The sequence below is a fragment of the Pseudonocardia lutea genome, from assembly GCF_042658055.1.
GTDB lineage: Bacteria > Actinomycetota > Actinomycetes > Mycobacteriales > Pseudonocardiaceae > Pseudonocardia > Pseudonocardia lutea.
The window spans coordinates 1-18,180 of the sequence record NZ_JBHSQK010000039.1 but is presented as its reverse complement, the minus strand read 5'-3'; the positions used below and the strand labels follow the sequence as shown (position 1 = coordinate 18,180).

Genomic DNA, 18,180 nt, shown 5'->3' with positions numbered 1-18,180 from the left:
CGGCGGGGATTCACCCGTCCCGGATGGGCCCGGGGTGCGGGCGAGCGGTCAGCGTGGGGCCGGAGACCCCGACCGTCGAAGGGAGCCGACGATGAGTACGCACGCCACCCCGCAGCAGGCCGAGCCCGGTGGAGCGGCGACTCCGGGGGGAAGGACGGAGTTCACCAGGACGTTCGCCCTGGGCGCCGCGGTCCTCATGCTGGTCGGAGGGGTGTGCGGCATCCTGACCGGCATCGCGTCGATCGCGCGGAACGTGCTCGTGGTGCGGACACCGCAGTACACCTACGCCCTCGACCTCACCGTCTGGGGCTGGACGCACCTCGTCGTGGCCGTGCTGCTCCTCGTGGCCGGCGTCGGCGTGCTGCGCGGCGCGAGCTGGGCCCGCGGCCTCGGCATCACGGCGGCCGCGCTGAACATCGTGGCGCACTTCGCGTTCCTCCCCCACTTCCCGGTCTGGGGACTGGTGCTCATCGCCCTGAACGGGATCGTGATCTGGGCACTCGTGCCCTACCGCCCGGATGGGACGCGCCCGGCTCCGGCAGACCGCGGAACAGCAGCCAGCTCACCACCGGCATGAGGATCAGTGGTGCGAGCGCGACCTGGAGCGTCGTCCGGTCGGCGAGCCAACCGATGACCGGGCTGGCGACGCCCCCGATGCCGACGGTCAGGCCGAGCGTGATCCCGCTGGCGGTGCCGACCCGTGAGGGCAGGTAGTCCTGGCCGAGGGTGACCTGCAGCGAGAAGGGGACGTAGAGGCCCATGGAGGTCAGCGCCACGAACACGGAGATCGCCGGTCCCGGCACGACCACCACGCCGGCCACGGCGACGATGCTCACCAGGTACGAGGAGCGGGCCACCGTGACCCGGTCCCATCGCCCCGCGAGGATCCCGCCCACCACGGAGCCGACCGCACCGCCGAGGTAGAGCACGAACAGCGCGACGGTCCCGGCGACGGAACCGCCTCCGGAGCGCTGCTGGACGTAGAGCGCGAGGAACGTGCTCAGTCCCAGGAAGACGACGGATCGGGCGATCACGGCGAAGGACAGCCTCACGAACGAGCCCCAGTCGTCGGCGCCGCGCGCGACGGCCGCACCGCGTTCCCCGCCGCCGTGTCGCCGGGCCACTGCCCGCAGCACGGGCAGGCACAGGACGGCACCGGCGAGCGCGGGGAACACGAGCAGCGGGGTCATCCGCAACCCACCTGCGGCCGCCACACCCGCGACGAGCAGCGGTGCGGTGGCGAACCCGAGGTTGCCGCCCAGGGAGAACACGCCCATCGCGCTGTGGCTGCCCTCGCTCGCCAGGCGGGCGGTCCGCGCCGACTCCGGGTGGTAGGCGGCGACCCCGATCCCCGAGAGCGCGACGAACACCAGCGTCAGCCCGTAGGAGCCCGTCACGCCGCTGAGCGCGATGCCGGCGCCGCCGACGATCGTGCTCACCGGCAGGAGCCAGGGCATGGGCCGGCGATCGGTGAGCGCACCGAACACCGGCTGCGCCACCGACGACAGCAGGCTCGCGGCCAGCACGATGCCGGCGACCGTGGCATAGCCGTAGGCACGCTCCGCGACGAAGAACGGGACGAGAGCGGCGACGGCGCCCTGGTAGACGTCGACGCAGGCGTGCCCGATCGCCAGCAGGGCGATCGAGGTCCTTCTTCCCACGCCTCGATCGTGCGGACCTCCGGGCCTGTCCCGCTTCCGATAACCTGCCGCGCGATGCCGGAAATCCGCCACGCGCCCGTCGCGCCGACGCGCGTGCAGCGCCTCGCGCCCGGGACCGGGATCGACGCCCACCGCCACGACGACCACCAGATCGTCTACGCCGCTCGGGGGGTCCTCGAGATCTCCACCAGCGCCGGCACCTGGGTCGCCCCGGGCAACCGCGCCATCTGGGTCCCCGCCGGCACCGTGCACGCCCACCACGCCCACGGCGAGCTCGAGTTGCACCTGGTCGGCGTACCGGTGCCGGAGAACCCGCTCGGCCTGACCGCGCCGACGGTCCTCGCCGTCGCCCCTCTGCTGCGCGAGCTGATCGTCGCCTACACCCGCAGTCCGGACGACGGCGGCCCCGAACGCGCCCGCCTGCACGCGGTCCTGCTGGACCAGCTGCGGGCCTCCCCGCAGCAGCCGCTCCATCTGCCGGCCCCGACGTCGCCGCTGCTGCAGTCCGTGTGCGACATCCTGGCCGTCGACCCGGCCGACGGGCGAACCCTGGCCGAGCTGGGCCGCGAGGTCGGGGCGAGCTCCCGCACCCTGTCCCGGCTGTTCCGCAGCGACCTGGGCATGACGTTCCCCCAGTGGCGCACCCAGCTCCGGCTGCACACCGCCCTCGTCCTGCTGGCGGAACGCACGCCGGTCACCACCGTCGCGCACCGCTGCGGCTGGGCGTCGGCGAGCGCGTTCATCGACGTCTTCCGCCGCACCTTCGGCCACACCCCGGGAGCACGACCCACCGCGCGACAGGGTCCGGGCTGCTGAGAACAGGGTGTCGCTCGAGCCGGATCCACTGCGTCGCCCGGCCCACGGCCTCGTAGGCTGCGCGAGTGATCGAGTCGAGGTACCTCACCGACACCCGCAGCGGCTACGACGCGATCGCACAGGCCTACGCCGAGACGTTCCGCTCCGAGCTCGCCGACAGCCCGTTGGACCGCGCCGTGCTCGCCGGCTTCGCCGAGCTCGTGGCGAACCGGCACCCGGACGGACGGCTGCTCGAGGTCGGCAGCGGACCCGGGGACGTGACCGCGCACCTGCACGACCTGGGGATGGCGATCCGCGGCATCGATCTCTCCGCCGCGATGGTCGACCTCGCCCGTCGCGAGCATCCCGGCGTCACCTTCGACGTCGGCGACATGAGCGCACTCGACACGTCCGACGCGAGCCTGGCGGGGCTCGTCGCCTGGTACTCGATCATCCACGTCCCCCCGGTCCACCTGCCCGTGGTGTTCGCCGAGTTCCACCGCGTGCTCGTGGACGAAGGCCACCTGCTGGTGGCCTTCCAGGTGGGCGACGACGTCCTGCACTTCGACGAGGCCTTCGGCCACCAGGTCTCACTGGACTTCCACCGACTCCGGCCCGCCGCCGTGACGGCCCTGCTCGACGGTGCCGGGTTCGACCTCACCGCCCAGCTCGTCCGCGCCCCCGCCGCGACCAGCGCCGCCACGAAGATCCCGCAGGCCTGCCTCATCGCGTGCAAGCGCCCGACCGCCGGTCGGACGTCCTGACCTGGCTCCCGGTGGAGCCCAGGGGCAGGACCTCACCGTGGCCCGGGGGCTCCAGGCCGTCGAGGTCGACGGCGACGTGGACGACCTCGCCGAGGGTGGGGCCCTCGCCCTCCCGCCAGGCTCGCTCGTACTCGCGCGGACCCAGGGCCGTTCGGGCGCGCTCGAGCAACGTCGCCGTCTCGGGAGCCGATCGCCAGGCCAGACCTTCGCGGTCGCGTTGCGCGCGAGCAGCGGAGTACAGCATCACCGCCGTCCGGTGGTGACCGGCCAGGGTCAGGAAGTTCGCCCGCATCTCCACGAACGCACCGCCCAACTCGCCGCCCTCGCGCAGGTGCAGCTCGACGACACGGTTCGACCACAGCATGCCGCTGTCGGCATCGCTCGCGGTGAGGGCCGCGTAGCTGCCGGCGCGGCCGTCCCGGCCAGTCGGGCCTGGTCGATGCGCCCCTGGTGGGCCAGCATCGTGGCCAGACCCAGAGGGACCCCTCCAGAGGCCGACGTTCCGCGGCGCGCGAGGTGGTGACGGGTGCGGTGGTGCTGATCTCGGTCATCGGAGGACTCCAGCCGTCGTGTGGGTCTGCTCGGGGTGTGGACGCCCCGATTGGGCTGAACTCATCCGCACCCACGTCGGCCGCGATTCCCGGTTGGAGCTCGTGCTGCCTCGGCCGAGCCCGATCGACGAGTTCGCCGCCGGCCGACCGGTGCAGTTGAGCGACCCGGCCGATCTGCTCGGCGAACACGTCCGAGGTGAGCGGCCCCTGCCCGCCGGCCTGAGCCTCGGAAGCCGTCTTCGCCTCAGCTCAGCCGGGTGGCAGCCCGACGGCACCCATGGCAAGCAGGTACACCAGCTCCCCAAGTTGCCTGTGGAGTACAGGGCCGGCAACGCGAAGGCTCCCCCGCACCGGCGCCTTGCCGTGCCCGCACCTTGCCGTGCGCGTCGCTACACCGCACCCGTCGAGAGGCCGCATCTCACGTCGCGTGTGGTGATCCCTCTCGTTCGGCGCGATCCGCCTCGGCGCGGCTCTGCTGAGCCGCGTCGCGTTCGTCGGCGGCCGCCTGACGATGGCGGGCGGCCTGGTCCGGGGCGTGGTGTGCGTCGAGGAGATCGGCGCAGCGGTCGTGCGCGAAGGCGGTGCGCTCGTGTTGGATGGCGGCGCGGCCGTGCGCGGCGATGGCGTTCGCGAGCCCGTCGGCGGCGGCTTGCTCGGCGCAGACGAGGTCGTCGTGGGCGAGCGGTTCGCGCGCGCGGAGCCGGGCCGCGCGGTTGGCCAGGGCGGCGCGACGGTTAGCCAGGTCGTCCGTGCGGCGGGCGAGGTAGTCACGGGCGTCGTCGACGTAATCAGACACCTGTTCGTAGTAGCGCCCCGGGGTCATCGGACGGCCAGCATCATTTCTCGGACGGTACGCCCGCCCGGTGGCACCCGGTAGCCGCTGCGCCGGTGCAGGACGCGACGGGAGTTCCAGCACCCGGCGGGTGATCGGTCGCCGTGCCCGGGCAGCAGTCCGGCCGCACGCCCGCCTCCCTCGCCGTGCTCGATCGCTCCACCCGCCGGCGGATACGCAGCTCGTCGGCCTCGGATGTCGCGCCCGGAGGCGCAACGAGGACCGTGCCCATCCCCGGCCGGGACCTACACCGGTGGTTCCGCGCTCGCGTGGCTCTCGTGGCGGCCGGCGGTACCCGGCAGGCATTCACGGCCGCCGGGGCCGCCGCGCACGTCGACCAGTGCTTCGTCGGGTTCCGCAGCGCAGGCCGGTGCCCCTCGTGCGAGCCGAAGCAGGTGGTCCACCATCTCGGGGGCCCGGCGCAGGGTGATCCGGCGCTGGGCCACCAGGTCGGCAAGGAGCATGGTCGTCCTCGCGTCGACGAAGCGTGTTCGGCTCAGGTCCAGTACCCGTGGGCCGATGCGGACCAGGTCGTCGAGGCGGGACCGCAGCGCGTGGACGTTGGCCAGGTCACACTCACCGGCGAGGTGCACGACGGAATCGGGGCGCTCGGTGATCCGCAGGATCCCGTCGTCGTACACGGCAGGAATCTCCCGGACGTGGTCGTGGCAGGACCGGACCTGGTCGCGCAGATCGCGGGTCAGATCGTGAGCGCGGTAGTGGCACAACACGTCGATGTCACGGCAGGTGGCCAGGGTGTGCAGTGCATGCTCGCAGGGGCAGAGCGAGGGGTCCGCCCACACCAGGAGCCGCCGGACGCCCGACACGGACAGGGGCAGGAAGTCCATCGCGACGGCGGCATCGACGCCACGGGGGAGCAGAAGGACGTGCCGGTTCACCTCGAGCGCGGGCAGGTCGAGGTCCCAGGCGCGTAGCCGGCCGGCGAGTTCCACCCGATCGACACATCCGGTCAGCACGACCCGGTTCCGGGCGGAGGGGGCGGGCTCGGTGAGGAAGGCAGCCACCGCCTCGAGTCGCTCCTCGGCCGACCGGGCCACGACGCAGGTGTGGCTCACCGCGCCCGTCCGCACGAACCCGCGGGGAAGGAGACGTGGGTGGTGGTGCGCGGCCCGGTGTGCACCAGGGTCACGGCGGCGACGTGGTGTGCCATCCACAGCGCGGCTCCCGCGGCGCCCCGGCGACGCCGACGGTCGCCCGGGTCGTCGTGCGGTCCGGCCGCCTCGTCGACCCGGATCCGCACGCTCGTCGCGCCGGAGTACCAGCGCACACGTACCGGTATCGCGTCCCGGACGAGCGCGTCCGTGACGACCTCGCCCACCGCGAACAGCAGCCGACCGGCGTCGTCGTCGGACAGCTGGAACCGGAGCGCGAGAGCGTGGAGGTCCCGCCGGAGATCGGCCAGCTGGAATGCCGCTGCGACCCAGGTGTCGAGATCCGGCCGGCGCGTCGACGGCCCCGCGGTTCGCGGGGTGGGAGTGCGCATCCGAGGTGTCTCCTTCGATCCCGTCACGCTCAGCCGCCAGGAACGGAGCCCTACCTACCCTGCGCACTGCCGGGCAAACGGGGACGGTCGGTGCCGGCGGCGCGCGGCGGAGCCGGATCCCGCCTCGCCGAGGTCGGCCCGCGCGCTCGTCAGGAGTCGGGGCGGGGCTCACCGGCATCGAGCCATCCGTGGTACCGGGCGCCGTGCAACCACAGCGACACGTACCGGCAGGCGCGGCCGTCGGCCTCGACCAGCCGCCCCACGTGCAACTCGTACTCGGGGTTGCGCTCGTGATCCGCGACGGCCTCCTCCGTGGTCGCGGACCGGGCGGGCGCCCAGGGGTCGTCGGGGCCCCGATCGTCGACAGTGCGGGTGTCCATGGCCGACCGACTTGCACACCCGACGCGGTCGAAACCCCCGCCTTCGTCTCCAGGGCACCTGCTCGGGAGATCCCGGCTGCTCCTGGGCGTAACGAGGCCAAGCCAGCATCTGCTCAGGGCTCGCGGAAGTCCGTCCGGCGCGGTCCCGCGGTGAAGAGACAGCCGCCCGGTAGAGGCAGCACTCGGAAGCTGGTCTCGTCGTAGGGCCAGTCCTCCTCGTCGACCGGCTCGCGGTTGATCGCCCGGCGGACGGGGTCGGGCAACGGCGTGACGGGTGGCGGGGGTGGCGCCTGCGTCAGGCGGCTGCGCACAGCGGTGACCGCCGCGGAGCGCTTGGTCAGGGCCGCACCGCAGGCCGAGCAGTACTGGCCACCGTTGTTGATGGTCTCGCAGACCGCGCACTGCCACAGCCCGGTCACCGGCCACGCTCCTCGAGTTTGTCGATCAGCTTGCCGAGCAGCGCGCGGCCCCGACCGGGAGGGGGCGCCTCGGGTCCCGGGCGGACCGCCTTGGCGGCGACGCGCAGCCCCTTCCCCCGAAGAGTGGAACCGCGCGACGCCGGCCGCGGCTCGCCGGGATCCGCCGGCTCTGCCGGCGCTGCCGGTCGCGCGGTCGTCGGGCGGGACCCGCCCCGGGCGTCGGAGGGTCCCAGGCGGAGGGGGGAACGGCCAGGGGCCGTGGCCGGGCGCGGGGCGCGCCCGAGGGTCGGGGTCTCGCTGCGCAGACCCATCAGGGTGGCGTGGACCTCGGCGATGGAGGGCCGCGCGGTGGGGTCGTTCAGCAACATCCGTTCCACCAGCGCCACGACCGGAGCGGGGACGTCCACCGGCGGGAGCTGGAGTCGAGCGCCGTTGAGCACGGCGATGGCGGCCTCGTGGAAGTCGGGGTCGAAGGCCGGCGGAGCCCCGGTCAGGTACTCGGCGTAGATCAGGCCGAGCGCGAAGATGTCGGAGGCCTCGGTGAGGACCGCGGCGGGGGCGCTGCCCTGGATGTAGCCGATCAGCTCCGGGGAGTAGTAGTTCATCGTGCCGACGATCTCGTCGGGCGGGGGCGGGTTGCCGACGATGTAGGAGCTGTCGAAGTCGATGAGCTTGGTCGTGTACCCGAGTTCCGTGCGCTTGATCAGGACGTTGCTCGGCTTGAGGTCGCTGTGCACGATGTGCAGGTCGTGGAGGATCTTGAGGCTGTGCGCGACGGTCTTGAGCAGCACCAGTTGTGCCGGGAAGCCCAGCGCGGCCACGTCGCCCGGTTCCAGCCCGGCGACGTCGACCTTCTCGGTCACCTTGTAGTACTTGGCACCCTCGCGGAAGAAGTCCAGGGTGGCGATGAGATTCCCGCCGTAGGTGGTCAACGGGGCCATGGCGGCCTGGATGCCGCGGTGGTGCGCCTCGAAGGCGGCGCAGCGGGCCCGCTTGCGTTCCTTGGTCTTGGCGCTGCCCGGGGCGTCGTCGTCGGGATAGGTGGGGGCGAGGAACCGTTTGATGAAGTAGGCCCGGCCGTCGCGCTCGGCGAAGCTCCACTCGCTGAGCCCGGCACCGACCACCCGGAAGTCCTCCAGCAGCCGGTAGCCGTGCAGCACGTCTCCCGCTCTCATGGCGTCCCCTCCGTCGTCGGCGGCGCGAGGTGTCGCTCGTAGCCGGGCTTGTAGGCCGCCCACAGCTGGGCTCGGCGCTTGCGCCGCGCTTCCCGCAGCTCCTCGAGCTTCCGTTCCTGCTCGCGCACATCCGCGTCCAGGCCGTCCAACGGCGTGATCCAGCGCCGTTCGAGCTCGGCGGTGCGAGGGGCGAACAGCGCCCGGAAGGTGTCGTGGTCCGCGCCGATGCCCAGCACGGCCATCGAGGCGTCGTCGCCGGTGACCGCGCCGATCCGGGCCTGCACGGCGGCCGACCAGCCGTCGGTGTCGTGAGAGTCGCGCAGCGAGGCGAGGACCAGGTGCTCGAAGTGCATCGGCGAGGGCACGTACCCGAAGCAGCCGTCGGTGGCCGCCATGACCAGGAAGGGCGCGGTCAGCTCGGTCCGGCGGTGATGGACCACGAAGTCGGTGTCGGCGGACACCGCGTTGCTCACCACCGAGTCCTCACGAAGGTTGGCCATCGCGTCCCCCGAGTCCCGGATGTCGTCGCGGGTCAGCTGGCAGGCACCCCCGCCCGGCTCGAAGGCGTACACGCGGGAGTCACCGGCCCAGAACAGGTGACAGGACCACTGGCGCCCGTCCCGCTCGCGGCGCTGCAGGGCGGCCACCGCAATGGTCGTCGGCAGGGCCCGCAGCAGCCGGGACCGCAGACCGCTGGCCGGCGCCCTGAGCTCGGCCAGCCGCTCCTGCAGCGCCGTGCGGAGCGATCGCCGCAGGTCCGCCGCGGTCGCCGCACCGTCGAGGTTCCAGTCGGGGTCCAGCAGCGCCACCAGACGCTGTTCGACGACGTCGCGAGCCACCCGGGACGCCAGGTAGGCGCCGGTACGAGGGCCGTCCGGGGTCTCGTACACCGTCCCGCCCGCGCCCCCCATCCCGTCGAACACGGCGACGAGGCCGAGCTCCCGGCCGTCGCGCAGGACGGGATCCGAGTCCTCCCCCGCGCCCGCGATCCTGCCCAGGTTGAAGCCGAACGACAGCGCCGGCCCACCCGACACGGGCAGGTCGTCCCCCGACGAATCCACCGTCGGTGTGTCGACCGGCTCCGTACTGCCGACCGACTCCGTGCTGTCGACCGACTCGGTGCTGTCGGCCGGCTCCGTTATGTCGAGCTGAACGCCGTCGGCCGTGTCTGCGGGCTCGGCCTGATCGGTGCTCTCGCCCTGAACGGTGCTCTCGCCCTGAACGGTGCTGTCGGCCTGATCGGTGCCGTCGTCCGGCTCCGGGGGCGTGGTGGCGGCCCGCTCGGTCACAGGTCCGCCCCCGCTCACACCGAGTTGCCGATGGAGTCCACGATCGTCCCGTAGTCCACGTCGGACAAACCCGCGCCGGCCTGCGAGGGATAGTGGACGACGTTCTCCCACACGCCGGAGATGTCACTCCAGCCCGGGGCGTCCGGGGCGAAGAGGATGAGTCGCTTGCTGCTGGCACCGAGCGGACCCTGCGCGTCCTCCCAGAGGTCGGTCAACGCACTGAAGTCCGCAGGTACCCGGCCACGCAGCTCGGCGGGGATGTTCGTCGGGTCCAGCGGGTGGGCGGGCGCGTCGGTCCAGACGACCACGACCTGGCGGCGCCGGTCCCCACGGTTGGTCCACGGCGAGTTCACCGCCAGCGCAACCGCCTCCAGACCCGACTCGGGCGCGTCGCCGCCGCCCTCGGCGAGCAGTCCGTTGACGAAGTCGCTGAACCCGACCTGGTCTGCCGGCAACGCGAAGAACGGCGACTCCTGCAGCGCGGCCTCCCCGTCGGCGAAGAAGTCCCGGAACGCGACGACGCGCACCCGGAGCTCGTCGACGTTCTTGCCCTTGGCCACGAGATTGTGCTGCACGTCGTCGTAGAAGCGCAGCGCGTTGGCCTTCACCGCGTCGAGGATGGGGGTCATGCTGCCGGTGACGTCGATGCAGAAGACGATGTCGACGGCGTAGCTCAAGCCACGAGGCGGCGAGGCGAGGCTGGTCTGCGTCGCAGCGGGCGCCGACACCTCCCCGGCCTCGGACGAGGCCGCTGCGGCCGGGTCGTCACCCGCTGCAGCACCCGCCGCGGGCGTGCTCTCCGGAGTGGGATTGGACTCGTTCGACATCTCTCTCCTTCGACGGCGGGGGACGGCAAGACGCCGCCTCCGTGCACGCCTGCAGCTACCCCCGCGGACCGACTCCAACCCGACGCGTCGGCTCGAGCCGACCGAGAATTCCTCCCCGTGCTCCGTTCGGTCGCGAGCGGGAGGACCGAACGGCTGTTCGCAGGCACCTCAGTCCGCGCACCTTGTAGCCGCGCAGACCTGTCCCTGGGACCGAGTTCACGACCCTCTCCGCCCGAAGCCCGCTGGTCGACACACCTCGGAACGGGGTACCTGCGCCGACCGCCGCGCCACTCCCCGTCGCGCCGCCCCCTCGGAGGCGAGCCCGGTGGGCGGCCCGAGCGGTGACCCGCCCGACGTCTCCGGCGTCTCGGTCGGTGACCTCATGGGCCGGGTCTCGCGGGATCTCCCCACCCTGATGCGCCAGGAGCTCGCACTCGCCCAGGCCGAGCTGAAGCAGGAGGCCGGCGCACCCGTCCCACCCCGGAACGCACCGTCGACACCCTCAAGCAGGTTCCCGACGCCCTCAAGGGCCGATAGGAGGACCCGATGACCACCCCCTACGGCACACCCGCCGATCCCACGCCCTACGGCACCGACGACCCGGACGCGATCCGCCGCCAGACCGAGCAGACCCAGAACCGGCTCAGCGGCGACGTCGAGGCCCTGACCGAGAAGGTCACCCCGGGCCGCGTCGTGCAGCGCCGGGTCGACCGCGTCCGCGGCCGGGTGTCCGGCTGGCGCGACGCCGTCACGGGCAGCGACCCCGCCGGGTCCGCCCGCGACACCGCCCACCAGGCGGCCGGCGCGGCGAGGACCTCCGCGAGCCGGCCCAGCAGGCCGTGCAGTCGGTCAAGGAGACGGCCGAGGACGCCGCCTCCACCGTGGCCGACGAGGGCCGGTCGGCCGCCGGGCAGGACGCCGCCGGCACCGTCAAGGAGCAGGCCCAGCAGTGACCCCGACCCGGCGCTGACTCCGGGGCCGGCGATGACTCCCGGTCTCGGAGCCGCGTTCGCTGGTGCTGTGTCCGACCCGCTGGACCGGAACACCCGGGACTCCATCGTCGGCGAGTCGGCCCCTTGCCTCCTGCTGGGCCGCTCAGGACGAGTCGGAGGCGGTGGTCGTGGCGGGGCCGCTCGCCTGGGCGCGCTGGTTCAGCTCGGTGTTGATGCGCCGGGCCTCCTCGAGCTGGTCCTCCAGGACCACGATGCGGCACGCCGCCTCCACCGCCGTGCCCTCGTCGACCAGTGCCCGGACCCGAGCGGCCAACCGCAGCTGGTACCGGGAGTAGCGCCGATGACCCCCGGGCGAGCGCTGCGGGACGAGCAACTTCGCCTCGTCCAGGCTGCGCAGGAACCCCGCCGTCGTGCCGAGCATCTCGGCCGCTCGGCCCATCGTGTAGGCGGGGTAGTGCTCGTCGTCGAACTTGTCCGCCGCGGTCCTGGGGTCTTGGGTCATTCCACCTCCACAGACGAGGGGCCCCGGTGCAGTCGCACCGGGCCCCCGAGGGGTTAGCTCTTCACACCATCCACCGACTCGAAGGTCGGCTTCCACGACTCGCAGAACTCCGAACAACGACTCCTGCGAGACAACGCATCCGCGTGGTAACCGAGAATCACCTTCCGTTCCGACGAGGCGGGTACCCACTCGGCCCTCGAGGGCCGCAGCAGGTCTGACAGTGGTGCTGTGTTCCCTTCTCCTCCGTGTTGCGACTTGCTGGTGTTGCGACTTGCCGGTGTTGCCTCGCGGGTAGTTACGTCATCTCCCGCGCTGATCTCCTCTTCGGTCTCCGACGTGGAGGTTACACACAGCCATGCGCGAATGTCTACCTCGCAGAGATGAGATTTTCGCGCCTCGCGGGCCGCGACCATCTCGTTCAGAGGACCGGAGAAGGTGCTGGCGCCCTACTGCAAGGGGCCAGGACGACTCGGCCCGTACGCCGAAGGGGGCTACGGGGTTGGGGTTCGGTCACCTCGCCGAAGCGAGGACCACCCTTCACCGCGGGACGGCTGGGGGCAGGCCTGGCAACCCTTACCTTCGGGCCAGGTCGGCAGGTGCCGGCCGCGCAGGGCGGCCGCCCGGCTCACATGGAGGCATGCTCCAGGCTGGCCCCGTGGTGGGCCTCGCGACCCGCCGACCCGCCGTACCAGTCGAGGCAGAGCACGGTGGCGTCATCGCGCAGGTTCCCGCCGGTGATTCGGAGTACGGCGGCGCCGAGTGCATGCACGACCTCGTGCGGGTGCAGGTGGGCGGTGTCCCGGAGCGTGGTGTGGAAGTCCAGATCGGCGGCGTGCCGCTCGAGCATCCCGTCCGTGACGAACACGATCCGGTCGCCGGGTTCGAGCGCGAGCGGCTGCACCTGGAAGGACCTACAGGGCTCGAGGCCGAACGGCATGTCGATGGCCGGCTTGATCTCCTCGACCCGACCCTGGCGCAACCGAAAGGGGCCGGGTGGCCGGCGTTGACGATCATGGCGGTCTTACGGTCCAGGTCTAGTCGTACGACCTGGCCGGTGACGAACCAGCCCACCGAGGAGTGCGCCGCGAGCTTGTCGTTGGCGCTGACGACCTGTGAGTGCAGGTCCATTCCCGCACGGCGGGCATTGCGCAGCGCGCTGACGAGGACCGTGGCAAGCATCGCCGCTTCCACGTCGTGGCCGGCGGCGTCGGTGATCGACAGGTGCAGGGTCCCCCGGTCGAGCGTGTAGTCGAACGTGTTTCGATGGTTCCAGTCATATATGGACGACTGGTGTTTCCGACATCCCGGCGGATCGGCGGGCGCCCCGGAGACCGCATCGCCGGACGGCCCGTCTGGGTGACCATCCACCCCGGCTGACGCCCCATCCCACACCTCCTGCTCGAGGTGTTGCGACGATCGGTTGAATTCGCCTCGCCGCAGTCAGGCCGATGATCTTCGCGTCCAAAACGGGCGATCACCCCTGCCTATCCCAGGCATATGGGCGGCCTAGCCCTCGTGCCAACCGATCTCGGCTCGTGTCGAGAGCCACGACTGCCTCGCCGCGGTACCTCCCACTTCGCGTCGGGTAGGTCGGCAAGTAGCTCGCCCAGCGCTTTGCGTACACCGTCCTTACCGCGCCGCACGCCACGCGGAGTGGTGAAGACCGCCCCGTCGGTGGAGTCAGCCACGGTCTCGCCGACTGCGTCGGCATGAACGACAATGGCCGACGCGAAGGGGATCCAGGTTCACACCTTGGAGCTCAGCAGCTCGGTGAGGTTGTCGTCGACCTGCTGCAGGTAGGACTGCTCGAATCCGAAGAGGCCGAAGTGGCCGGCGATCGAGTGCACCACCCGGAGTTCACTGTTCGGCACCAACGCTTGCTCGGACTTGCAGTCCCGAACCGGGAAGAACATGTCCTCGTCGATCGGCATGACGAACATCTTGGCCGTTATCCGGCCGAGCGCGGCCGCGAGGTCCCCATCGGTGTTGCGGGAGACATCGCCGCGCTGCCATTTCCAGCCCTGCGCGAGTAGCGAATTGGGGTCCATGGCGGCGAAGACAGCGCGGATGAAGCGGTCCTTGAACTCGATGGCGCTGTTCCAGGTGACGTCGGGGAGCTCGATGTTGCGCCAGAACTCGGTCCGCCAGAACTCGGTGGAGAGGCCCATGACCGCCCAGATGTCGGCATGCCGAGCCAGGCCACGGCCGACGTCGGTGTTCGACGTGTATTCGCCGCCATTCCAGCCCGGGTCGTCGGTGATCGCGTCAAGGAGAGTCTGCGTGAACAGGAAGTCGTGCGGGGTGTTCTTCGCGGTGCCGGCGATCGCGGCTGCTCGCTGCACCTTGTCCGGGAAGCGGACGGCCCATTCCCAGGTCTGCTGGGCGCCCATCGAGCCGCCGACCACAGCGTGCAGCCGCTCGATCCCGAACCGTTGTCCAAGCAACTGCTCCTGAGCCCGAACATCGTCACCGATGCGCACCTTCGGGAATTTCGACATCGCAATATCACCCTCGGCGTTGTGCGGCGACGTCGAGAGCCCGTTCCCAATCTGATTGATGACGACGATGAAGTACTTGTCGGGATTCAGCGCTCGTTCCGGCCCGATGTAGACCTGCTCCCAGGTCAGATGCGTCCCGGAGAACCACGTCGGGATACAGATGGCGTTGCCTTTATCCTTGTCGAGGGCTCCGAACGTGGCGACGGCTAATTGTAGGTCGGGAATGACCCCGCCGTCCTCGAGCTCGAACTCCCCCAGGCTGTACAACTCGTACGGCCCCTGCATCTCAGGTGTGTAGAAGGGGTTCGCCAAAGCCATAGCCGACCTCCCTGTTCGTGCTGTGCGAATTCGTCAGCAGTGCGCCGACCGGCGCTCCGCACTGCCCTCGACGGCCGGCTCGGCGATCTCGTGCGCGTGGCCCCCGGAGACCCAGACGCAGCGGGGATGCGCTCGGCGGCCCGGCTCGAACCTGCTCCGGGCCGCATCCGCGGCCCGCGCCAATCGTCCGTCGGTGAACGGGTCGGACCCTGTCACCTCCGTGGCGGCCCGCCTGACACCAGCGTCTACGACGCTCCGCGCGAGCCCCAGTGAGCCAGCGGCGACCATGCCGGCGGCGCCGGCGACCGCCACGGGTAGCCCTGGCGCCGACCACGGCTGACCCCGCGACCAGGCCGGCGGTCAACCCGACCCCGGGCTCGGAGGCGGCCAGGGCCGCTCCCGCCGTCCGGCGGGCGGCAGCAGCGAGACGGGACAGAACCACCGGCGCTCCTTACGTGCGGCGATGCACACAGGCAGGCTGGTTACCCGTCCGCGCGGCGGACATTCCGGGTTTCGGCCGACACTGGTGGTCGGCCAGCACGCCGAGCGGCGAGGCCTCGGACGGCACCGACGGGCCGTGGCGGATCGCGTGACAGCCGGCGCCGGGACCGGGTGCCGCACTGGCGATCCGCATTTGGCCTGGAGTCGCCGAGGAGCCTTGCTGCTCCTTCGCCTGGCAAGCTCGTCCTGTCTTGCTCGAGTCGGAACGATTTCGTCCATCCCATGGCGCGCAGGGCAGGTGGCGCTGCTGCGGCCGGCAGCCCTCGCGGGTCCTTGACTACTCGGAAGGGCGGGGCGACCGTTGTGATGTGGGTCACCACGTGCGCAGGAGGCAAGGATGCCGCTGGATCCACAGGCTCGGGCGGCGCTCGGTCATATGCGCGAGGCCGGCCGGCGATGCTTCCAGCACCTGACGGTCCAGGAGGCTCGCCAGCCTGCATGGGCGTTCGTCGACCTGCAGGGCTCGCCGGTGCCGGCTGGATCAGGGCAGTCGGTTCGGCGACGAGATCGCGACGGAATTCTGTGGGCGACGTCCGCTTCCGGCCAATCAACACCTTGCATGGTGAAGGAGCAAGACTATGAGCACGACACCTGATGTCGTCGAGGAATTCGACGTCCTCGTGATCGGAGCCGGTTTCGCCGGCATCTACCAACTCGACCGACTGCGCAGCCTCGGTCACTCCGTGAAGATTCTCGAGGCCGGCCCTGAACTCGGCGGGATCTGGTACTGGAACTGCTACCCCGGTGCCCGGGTCGACACCGAGGGCCCGATCTACCAGTTCTCCCGCGACGACCTGTGGAGGGACTGGGAGTTCACGGAGCTCTACCCCGGCTGGAACGAAGTTCGCGACTACTTCGCCTATCTCGACCGCAAGCTCGACATCAGCAAGGACGTCCGGTTCAACACCCGGGTCACGGCGGCGCACTTCCACAGCGGCCACAACCAATGGGTGGTGCGCGCGTCGGACGGCACGACCATGCGCTGCACCTACCTCGTGGCCTGCCTCGGGTTTGCCTCCAAGCCGTACATCCCGCAGATCCCCGGCCTGGCCCAGGACACTTTCGAGGGACGCTGGCATCACACAGCCCTGTGGCCGCAGGAGGGGCTGGACTTCACCGGCAGGCGGGTCGCCGTCATCGGGACCGGGGCGAGCGGCGTCCAGGTCGTCCAGGAAGCCGCCGGCGAAGCCGTGCAGCTGACCCTGTTCCAGCGCACACCGAACCTGGCGCTCCCGATGGGTCAGCGCACGCTCGGCCCCACCGATCAGGCGGCCATCAAGGCCACCCTTCCCCAGCGGTTCGAGTCTCGCGGCCACACGTTCGCGGGCTTCGATTTCGACTTTGAGCCCCGCAATGCGACCGACGTGAGCCAGGAGGAGCGCACCGCCGAGTACGAGCGTCTCTGGCAAGCCGGTGGCTTCCGCTTCTGGCTCGCGACCTTCCAGGACACGCTGTTCGATCCGAAGTCCAACGAGTACGCCTACGCATTCTGGCGGGACAAGGTGCGCGCGCGAATCACCGATGCCGCGCTGCAGGAGAAGCTCGCGCCGACCACGCCGCCACACCCGTTCGGGGTCAAGCGCCCCTCGCTCGAGCAGCACTATTACGAGGCGTTCAACCAGGACAGCGTGGCGCTCGTCGACCTCAACGACGCGCCGATCCAGGCGGTCACCGAGCGCGGCATCCTGACCGCGGACGGGGTCGAGCACGAGTTCGACATCATCGTGCTCGCCACCGGGTTCGACGCGGTCAGCGGTGGGCTCACCGCGATCGACATCCGGGGCGCCGACGGCTCGTTGCTGCGCGACAAGTGGGCCTCCGGGGTGCGCACCCACCTCGGCATGGCTACGGCAGGGTTCCCGAACCTGCTGTTCGCCTATGGCCCACAGAGCCCCTCGGGCTTCTGCAACGGCCCGACCTGCGCGGAGGTTCAGGGCGAGATGATCGTCGAGACCCTCGAGCACATGCTGAGCAACGGCCACCGGCGCATCGAAGCGACCCCGGAGGCCGAGAAGGAGTGGACCCACCACGTGGCCGAGTTGGTCGCGCCCACGCTCTTCCTCCATGCCAAGTCCTGGTACGTGGGCGCGAACATCCCCGGTAAGCCGGTCCAGATGCTCAACTACCCGGGCGGTCTTCCGCTGTACCGGGCGAAGTACGCAGAGTCGAAGGCGAACGACTACGCCGGATTCCAGGTCTCCTGAGCAGCAGCCGACCGGGCGGCCCGCGGCGGCCGTCACGGGCTCACCTCTGCGCGCGCCGGGGCGCGCTGAAGACGCGGACGCGCCCCGCACGGGCTTCGCAGAACACGCCCTGATCTGAGCCGGGACCGCGTCGTCGCCAAGGCCCCTCACCCACCTCTCGACCCGAGTTCGCGACCGCCGCAGATCGAGTGATCATCCGAGCGTAATGACCACCTCGGCACCCCGTCGCCCGCGTCACCGGCGCCGACCGCAACGTGACTTGGTGAACATGTGGTTCCGCCCCGACGGCCCCTCGAGCATCCAGGAGGTCGCCCGGGACATCACCGACATCGCGCTCCACGGCCTGCGCTGCGACCCGGCGACGCGCACGCCCGGCCACCGTTCCCTCTGGGGCGCGAGGACGCGCCGGCGGCCGTCCCCGGCTGACGCTGCTCTCGCAGCAGGCGTGGACGACGAACCAGTACGTGTTTCGCTCGCGAACTGTCGGCTGCGTGTTGTGCGGCCGTTTCCCTGGTGGAGGAGGACGAGTGCGCCGGCGGTGATCGCGCCGATCCGACGGGGGTAATGGCTCGCGAAGGTATCACGCTCGGTGCCGAGCCACATGGAGTTGCCGGTCCCGAGACCGACTACGGGATGAGCCAACCGTCCGACTCATCGCGCCGCGCACCAAAGATCTCCATCGCTGGGCCGGCAGCTGGCTGAAGACCACGGACTCCGTGTCGCTGTTGATCGTCCTGACGTTGTCGTCCGAGCACCGGGCCGAAGGTGACAGGTCTTCCTCGCGAAGTCGTAGCCGGCCTCCGTCGACGTGATCCGGCCCTCGACCTCGGGCACCTGCGTGTCGCGGCCTGGTCCTGCCGAACGAGCGCGCGGCAGATCCGGTCCGTCGTGACCTGCCAGATGTCCTTGGTGTGGCCAGGCGGCCCCCATTGCCCGACCCCGACCGCTGCCGCCGGCCGCTCGCCGAGCTGCTCGACGCCCTGGCCGAGCACCTGTCCAACGTCGGC

The 18,180-nt window shown here is 71.0% G+C and carries 16 protein-coding genes and 2 pseudogenes; 5 read left to right on the top strand and 13 right to left on the bottom strand.

Annotated features, from left to right (window positions below):
* Positions 1 to 91: 91 nt before the first annotated feature.
* On the top strand, positions 92 to 577 hold the full coding sequence (locus ACFQH9_RS16185; RefSeq protein WP_379566955.1) for a DUF7144 family membrane protein: 486 nt from the start codon (positions 92 to 94) through the stop codon (positions 575 to 577).
* On the opposite strand, the gene ACFQH9_RS16180 is transcribed toward ACFQH9_RS16185, so the two are convergent.
* Positions 468 to 1,661 carry an MFS transporter gene (locus ACFQH9_RS16180; protein ID WP_379566954.1) on the bottom strand — a complete coding sequence of 398 codons (1,194 nt, stop codon included), beginning with the start codon at positions 1,659 to 1,661 and terminating at the stop codon, positions 468 to 470. The genes ACFQH9_RS16185 and ACFQH9_RS16180 overlap by 110 nt on opposite strands.
* Before the next feature lie 54 nt (positions 1,662 to 1,715).
* Here ACFQH9_RS16180 and ACFQH9_RS16175 point away from each other — a divergent pair, with 54 nt between their 5' ends.
* Both ACFQH9_RS16175 and ACFQH9_RS16170 read left to right on the top strand, forming a co-directional pair.
* The gene (locus ACFQH9_RS16175) at positions 1,716 to 2,477 is read left to right on the top strand and encodes an AraC family transcriptional regulator (RefSeq protein WP_379566953.1); all 762 of its coding nucleotides are present in this window, start codon (positions 1,716 to 1,718) and stop codon (positions 2,475 to 2,477) included.
* Positions 2,478 to 2,542: 65 nt separating this feature from the next.
* Complete coding sequence (locus ACFQH9_RS16170) at positions 2,543 to 3,220, top strand: class I SAM-dependent DNA methyltransferase (protein WP_379566952.1); 678 nt, start codon at positions 2,543 to 2,545, stop codon at positions 3,218 to 3,220.
* On the opposite strand, the gene ACFQH9_RS16165 is transcribed toward ACFQH9_RS16170, so the two are convergent.
* From ACFQH9_RS16165 to ACFQH9_RS16125, 9 genes are all read right to left on the bottom strand, one after another.
* Entirely contained in the window at positions 3,180 to 3,584 is a 405-nt protein-coding gene (locus ACFQH9_RS16165) for a hypothetical protein (RefSeq protein ID WP_379566951.1), read from the bottom strand. The two genes, ACFQH9_RS16170 and ACFQH9_RS16165, sit on opposite strands and share 41 nt — an antisense overlap.
* Before the next feature lie 605 nt (positions 3,585 to 4,189).
* Positions 4,190 to 4,594, bottom strand: coding sequence for a hypothetical protein (locus ACFQH9_RS16160; protein ID WP_379566950.1), 405 nt, complete (start codon positions 4,592 to 4,594; stop codon positions 4,190 to 4,192).
* Between the two features lie 254 nt (positions 4,595 to 4,848).
* A complete protein-coding gene (locus ACFQH9_RS16155; protein ID WP_379566949.1) occupies positions 4,849 to 5,679 on the bottom strand; it encodes an STAS domain-containing protein in 831 nt (276 codons plus the stop codon).
* Entirely contained in the window at positions 5,676 to 6,107 is a 432-nt protein-coding gene (locus ACFQH9_RS16150) for an ATP-binding protein (protein WP_379566948.1), read from the bottom strand. Before ACFQH9_RS16150 ends, ACFQH9_RS16155 begins: the two co-directional genes overlap by 4 nt.
* Positions 6,108 to 6,256: 149 nt before the next feature.
* Positions 6,257 to 6,487, bottom strand: a complete 231-nt coding sequence (locus ACFQH9_RS16145; RefSeq protein ID WP_379566947.1) for a hypothetical protein — start codon at positions 6,485 to 6,487, stop codon at positions 6,257 to 6,259.
* 113 nt (positions 6,488 to 6,600) lie between these two features.
* Complete coding sequence (locus tag ACFQH9_RS16140) at positions 6,601 to 6,906, bottom strand: hypothetical protein (RefSeq protein WP_379566946.1); 306 nt, start codon at positions 6,904 to 6,906, stop codon at positions 6,601 to 6,603.
* Positions 6,903 to 8,081, bottom strand: coding sequence for a protein kinase domain-containing protein (locus ACFQH9_RS16135; RefSeq protein WP_379566945.1), 1,179 nt, complete (start codon positions 8,079 to 8,081; stop codon positions 6,903 to 6,905). The genes ACFQH9_RS16140 and ACFQH9_RS16135 overlap by 4 nt, the downstream gene beginning before the upstream one ends.
* A complete protein-coding gene (locus ACFQH9_RS16130) occupies positions 8,078 to 9,142 on the bottom strand; it encodes a PP2C family protein-serine/threonine phosphatase (RefSeq protein ID WP_379566944.1) in 1,065 nt (354 codons plus the stop codon). The genes ACFQH9_RS16135 and ACFQH9_RS16130 overlap by 4 nt, the downstream gene beginning before the upstream one ends.
* A gap of 242 nt (positions 9,143 to 9,384) precedes the next feature.
* The gene (locus ACFQH9_RS16125) at positions 9,385 to 10,047 is read right to left on the bottom strand and encodes a vWA domain-containing protein (RefSeq protein ID WP_379566943.1); all 663 of its coding nucleotides are present in this window, start codon (positions 10,045 to 10,047) and stop codon (positions 9,385 to 9,387) included.
* Positions 10,048 to 10,743: 696 nt separating this feature from the next.
* Here ACFQH9_RS16125 and ACFQH9_RS16120 point away from each other — a divergent pair.
* A pseudogene (locus ACFQH9_RS16120) lies at positions 10,744 to 10,866 on the top strand (DUF3618 domain-containing protein); the annotation flags it as partial.
* A 426-nt stretch (positions 10,867 to 11,292) separates the two neighbouring features.
* Here ACFQH9_RS16120 and ACFQH9_RS16115 read toward each other — a convergent pair.
* From ACFQH9_RS16115 to ACFQH9_RS16105, 3 genes and pseudogenes are all read right to left on the bottom strand, one after another.
* Positions 11,293 to 11,652: a helix-turn-helix domain-containing protein gene (locus ACFQH9_RS16115; protein WP_379566942.1), complete on the bottom strand. Its 360-nt coding sequence runs from the start codon at positions 11,650 to 11,652 to the stop codon at positions 11,293 to 11,295.
* Positions 11,653 to 12,277: 625 nt separating this feature from the next.
* Positions 12,278 to 12,831 (bottom strand): annotated as a pseudogene (locus tag ACFQH9_RS16110) (PP2C family protein-serine/threonine phosphatase).
* Between the two features lie 566 nt (positions 12,832 to 13,397).
* Positions 13,398 to 14,468, bottom strand: coding sequence for an alpha/beta fold hydrolase (locus ACFQH9_RS16105; protein ID WP_379566941.1), 1,071 nt, complete (start codon positions 14,466 to 14,468; stop codon positions 13,398 to 13,400).
* Between the two features lie 1,079 nt (positions 14,469 to 15,547).
* Between ACFQH9_RS16105 and ACFQH9_RS16100 the strand changes: the two genes are divergently transcribed.
* Complete coding sequence (locus ACFQH9_RS16100) at positions 15,548 to 17,173, top strand: flavin-containing monooxygenase (protein ID WP_379566940.1); 1,626 nt, start codon at positions 15,548 to 15,550, stop codon at positions 17,171 to 17,173.
* Positions 17,174 to 18,180: the final 1,007 nt, after the last annotated feature.

Coding starts and splice junctions, on each gene's coding strand:
- ACFQH9_RS16185 (WP_379566955.1), top strand. CDS start 92: ATGAGTACGCACGCCACCCCGCAGCAGGCCGAGCCCGGTGGAGCGGCG.
- ACFQH9_RS16175 (WP_379566953.1), top strand. CDS start 1,716: ATGCCGGAAATCCGCCACGCGCCCGTCGCGCCGACGCGCGTGCAGCGC.
- ACFQH9_RS16165 (WP_379566951.1), bottom strand. CDS start 3,584: ATGCTGTGGTCGAACCGTGTCGTCGAGCTGCACCTGCGCGAGGGCGGC.
- ACFQH9_RS16160 (WP_379566950.1), bottom strand. CDS start 4,594: ATGACCCCGGGGCGCTACTACGAACAGGTGTCTGATTACGTCGACGAC.
- ACFQH9_RS16150 (WP_379566948.1), bottom strand. CDS start 6,107: ATGCGCACTCCCACCCCGCGAACCGCGGGGCCGTCGACGCGCCGGCCG.
- ACFQH9_RS16145 (WP_379566947.1), bottom strand. CDS start 6,487: ATGGACACCCGCACTGTCGACGATCGGGGCCCCGACGACCCCTGGGCG.
- ACFQH9_RS16135 (WP_379566945.1), bottom strand. CDS start 8,081: ATGAGAGCGGGAGACGTGCTGCACGGCTACCGGCTGCTGGAGGACTTC.
- ACFQH9_RS16115 (WP_379566942.1), bottom strand. CDS start 11,652: ATGACCCAAGACCCCAGGACCGCGGCGGACAAGTTCGACGACGAGCAC.
- ACFQH9_RS16105 (WP_379566941.1), bottom strand. CDS start 14,468: ATGGCTTTGGCGAACCCCTTCTACACACCTGAGATGCAGGGGCCGTAC.
- ACFQH9_RS16100 (WP_379566940.1), top strand. CDS start 15,548: ATGAGCACGACACCTGATGTCGTCGAGGAATTCGACGTCCTCGTGATC.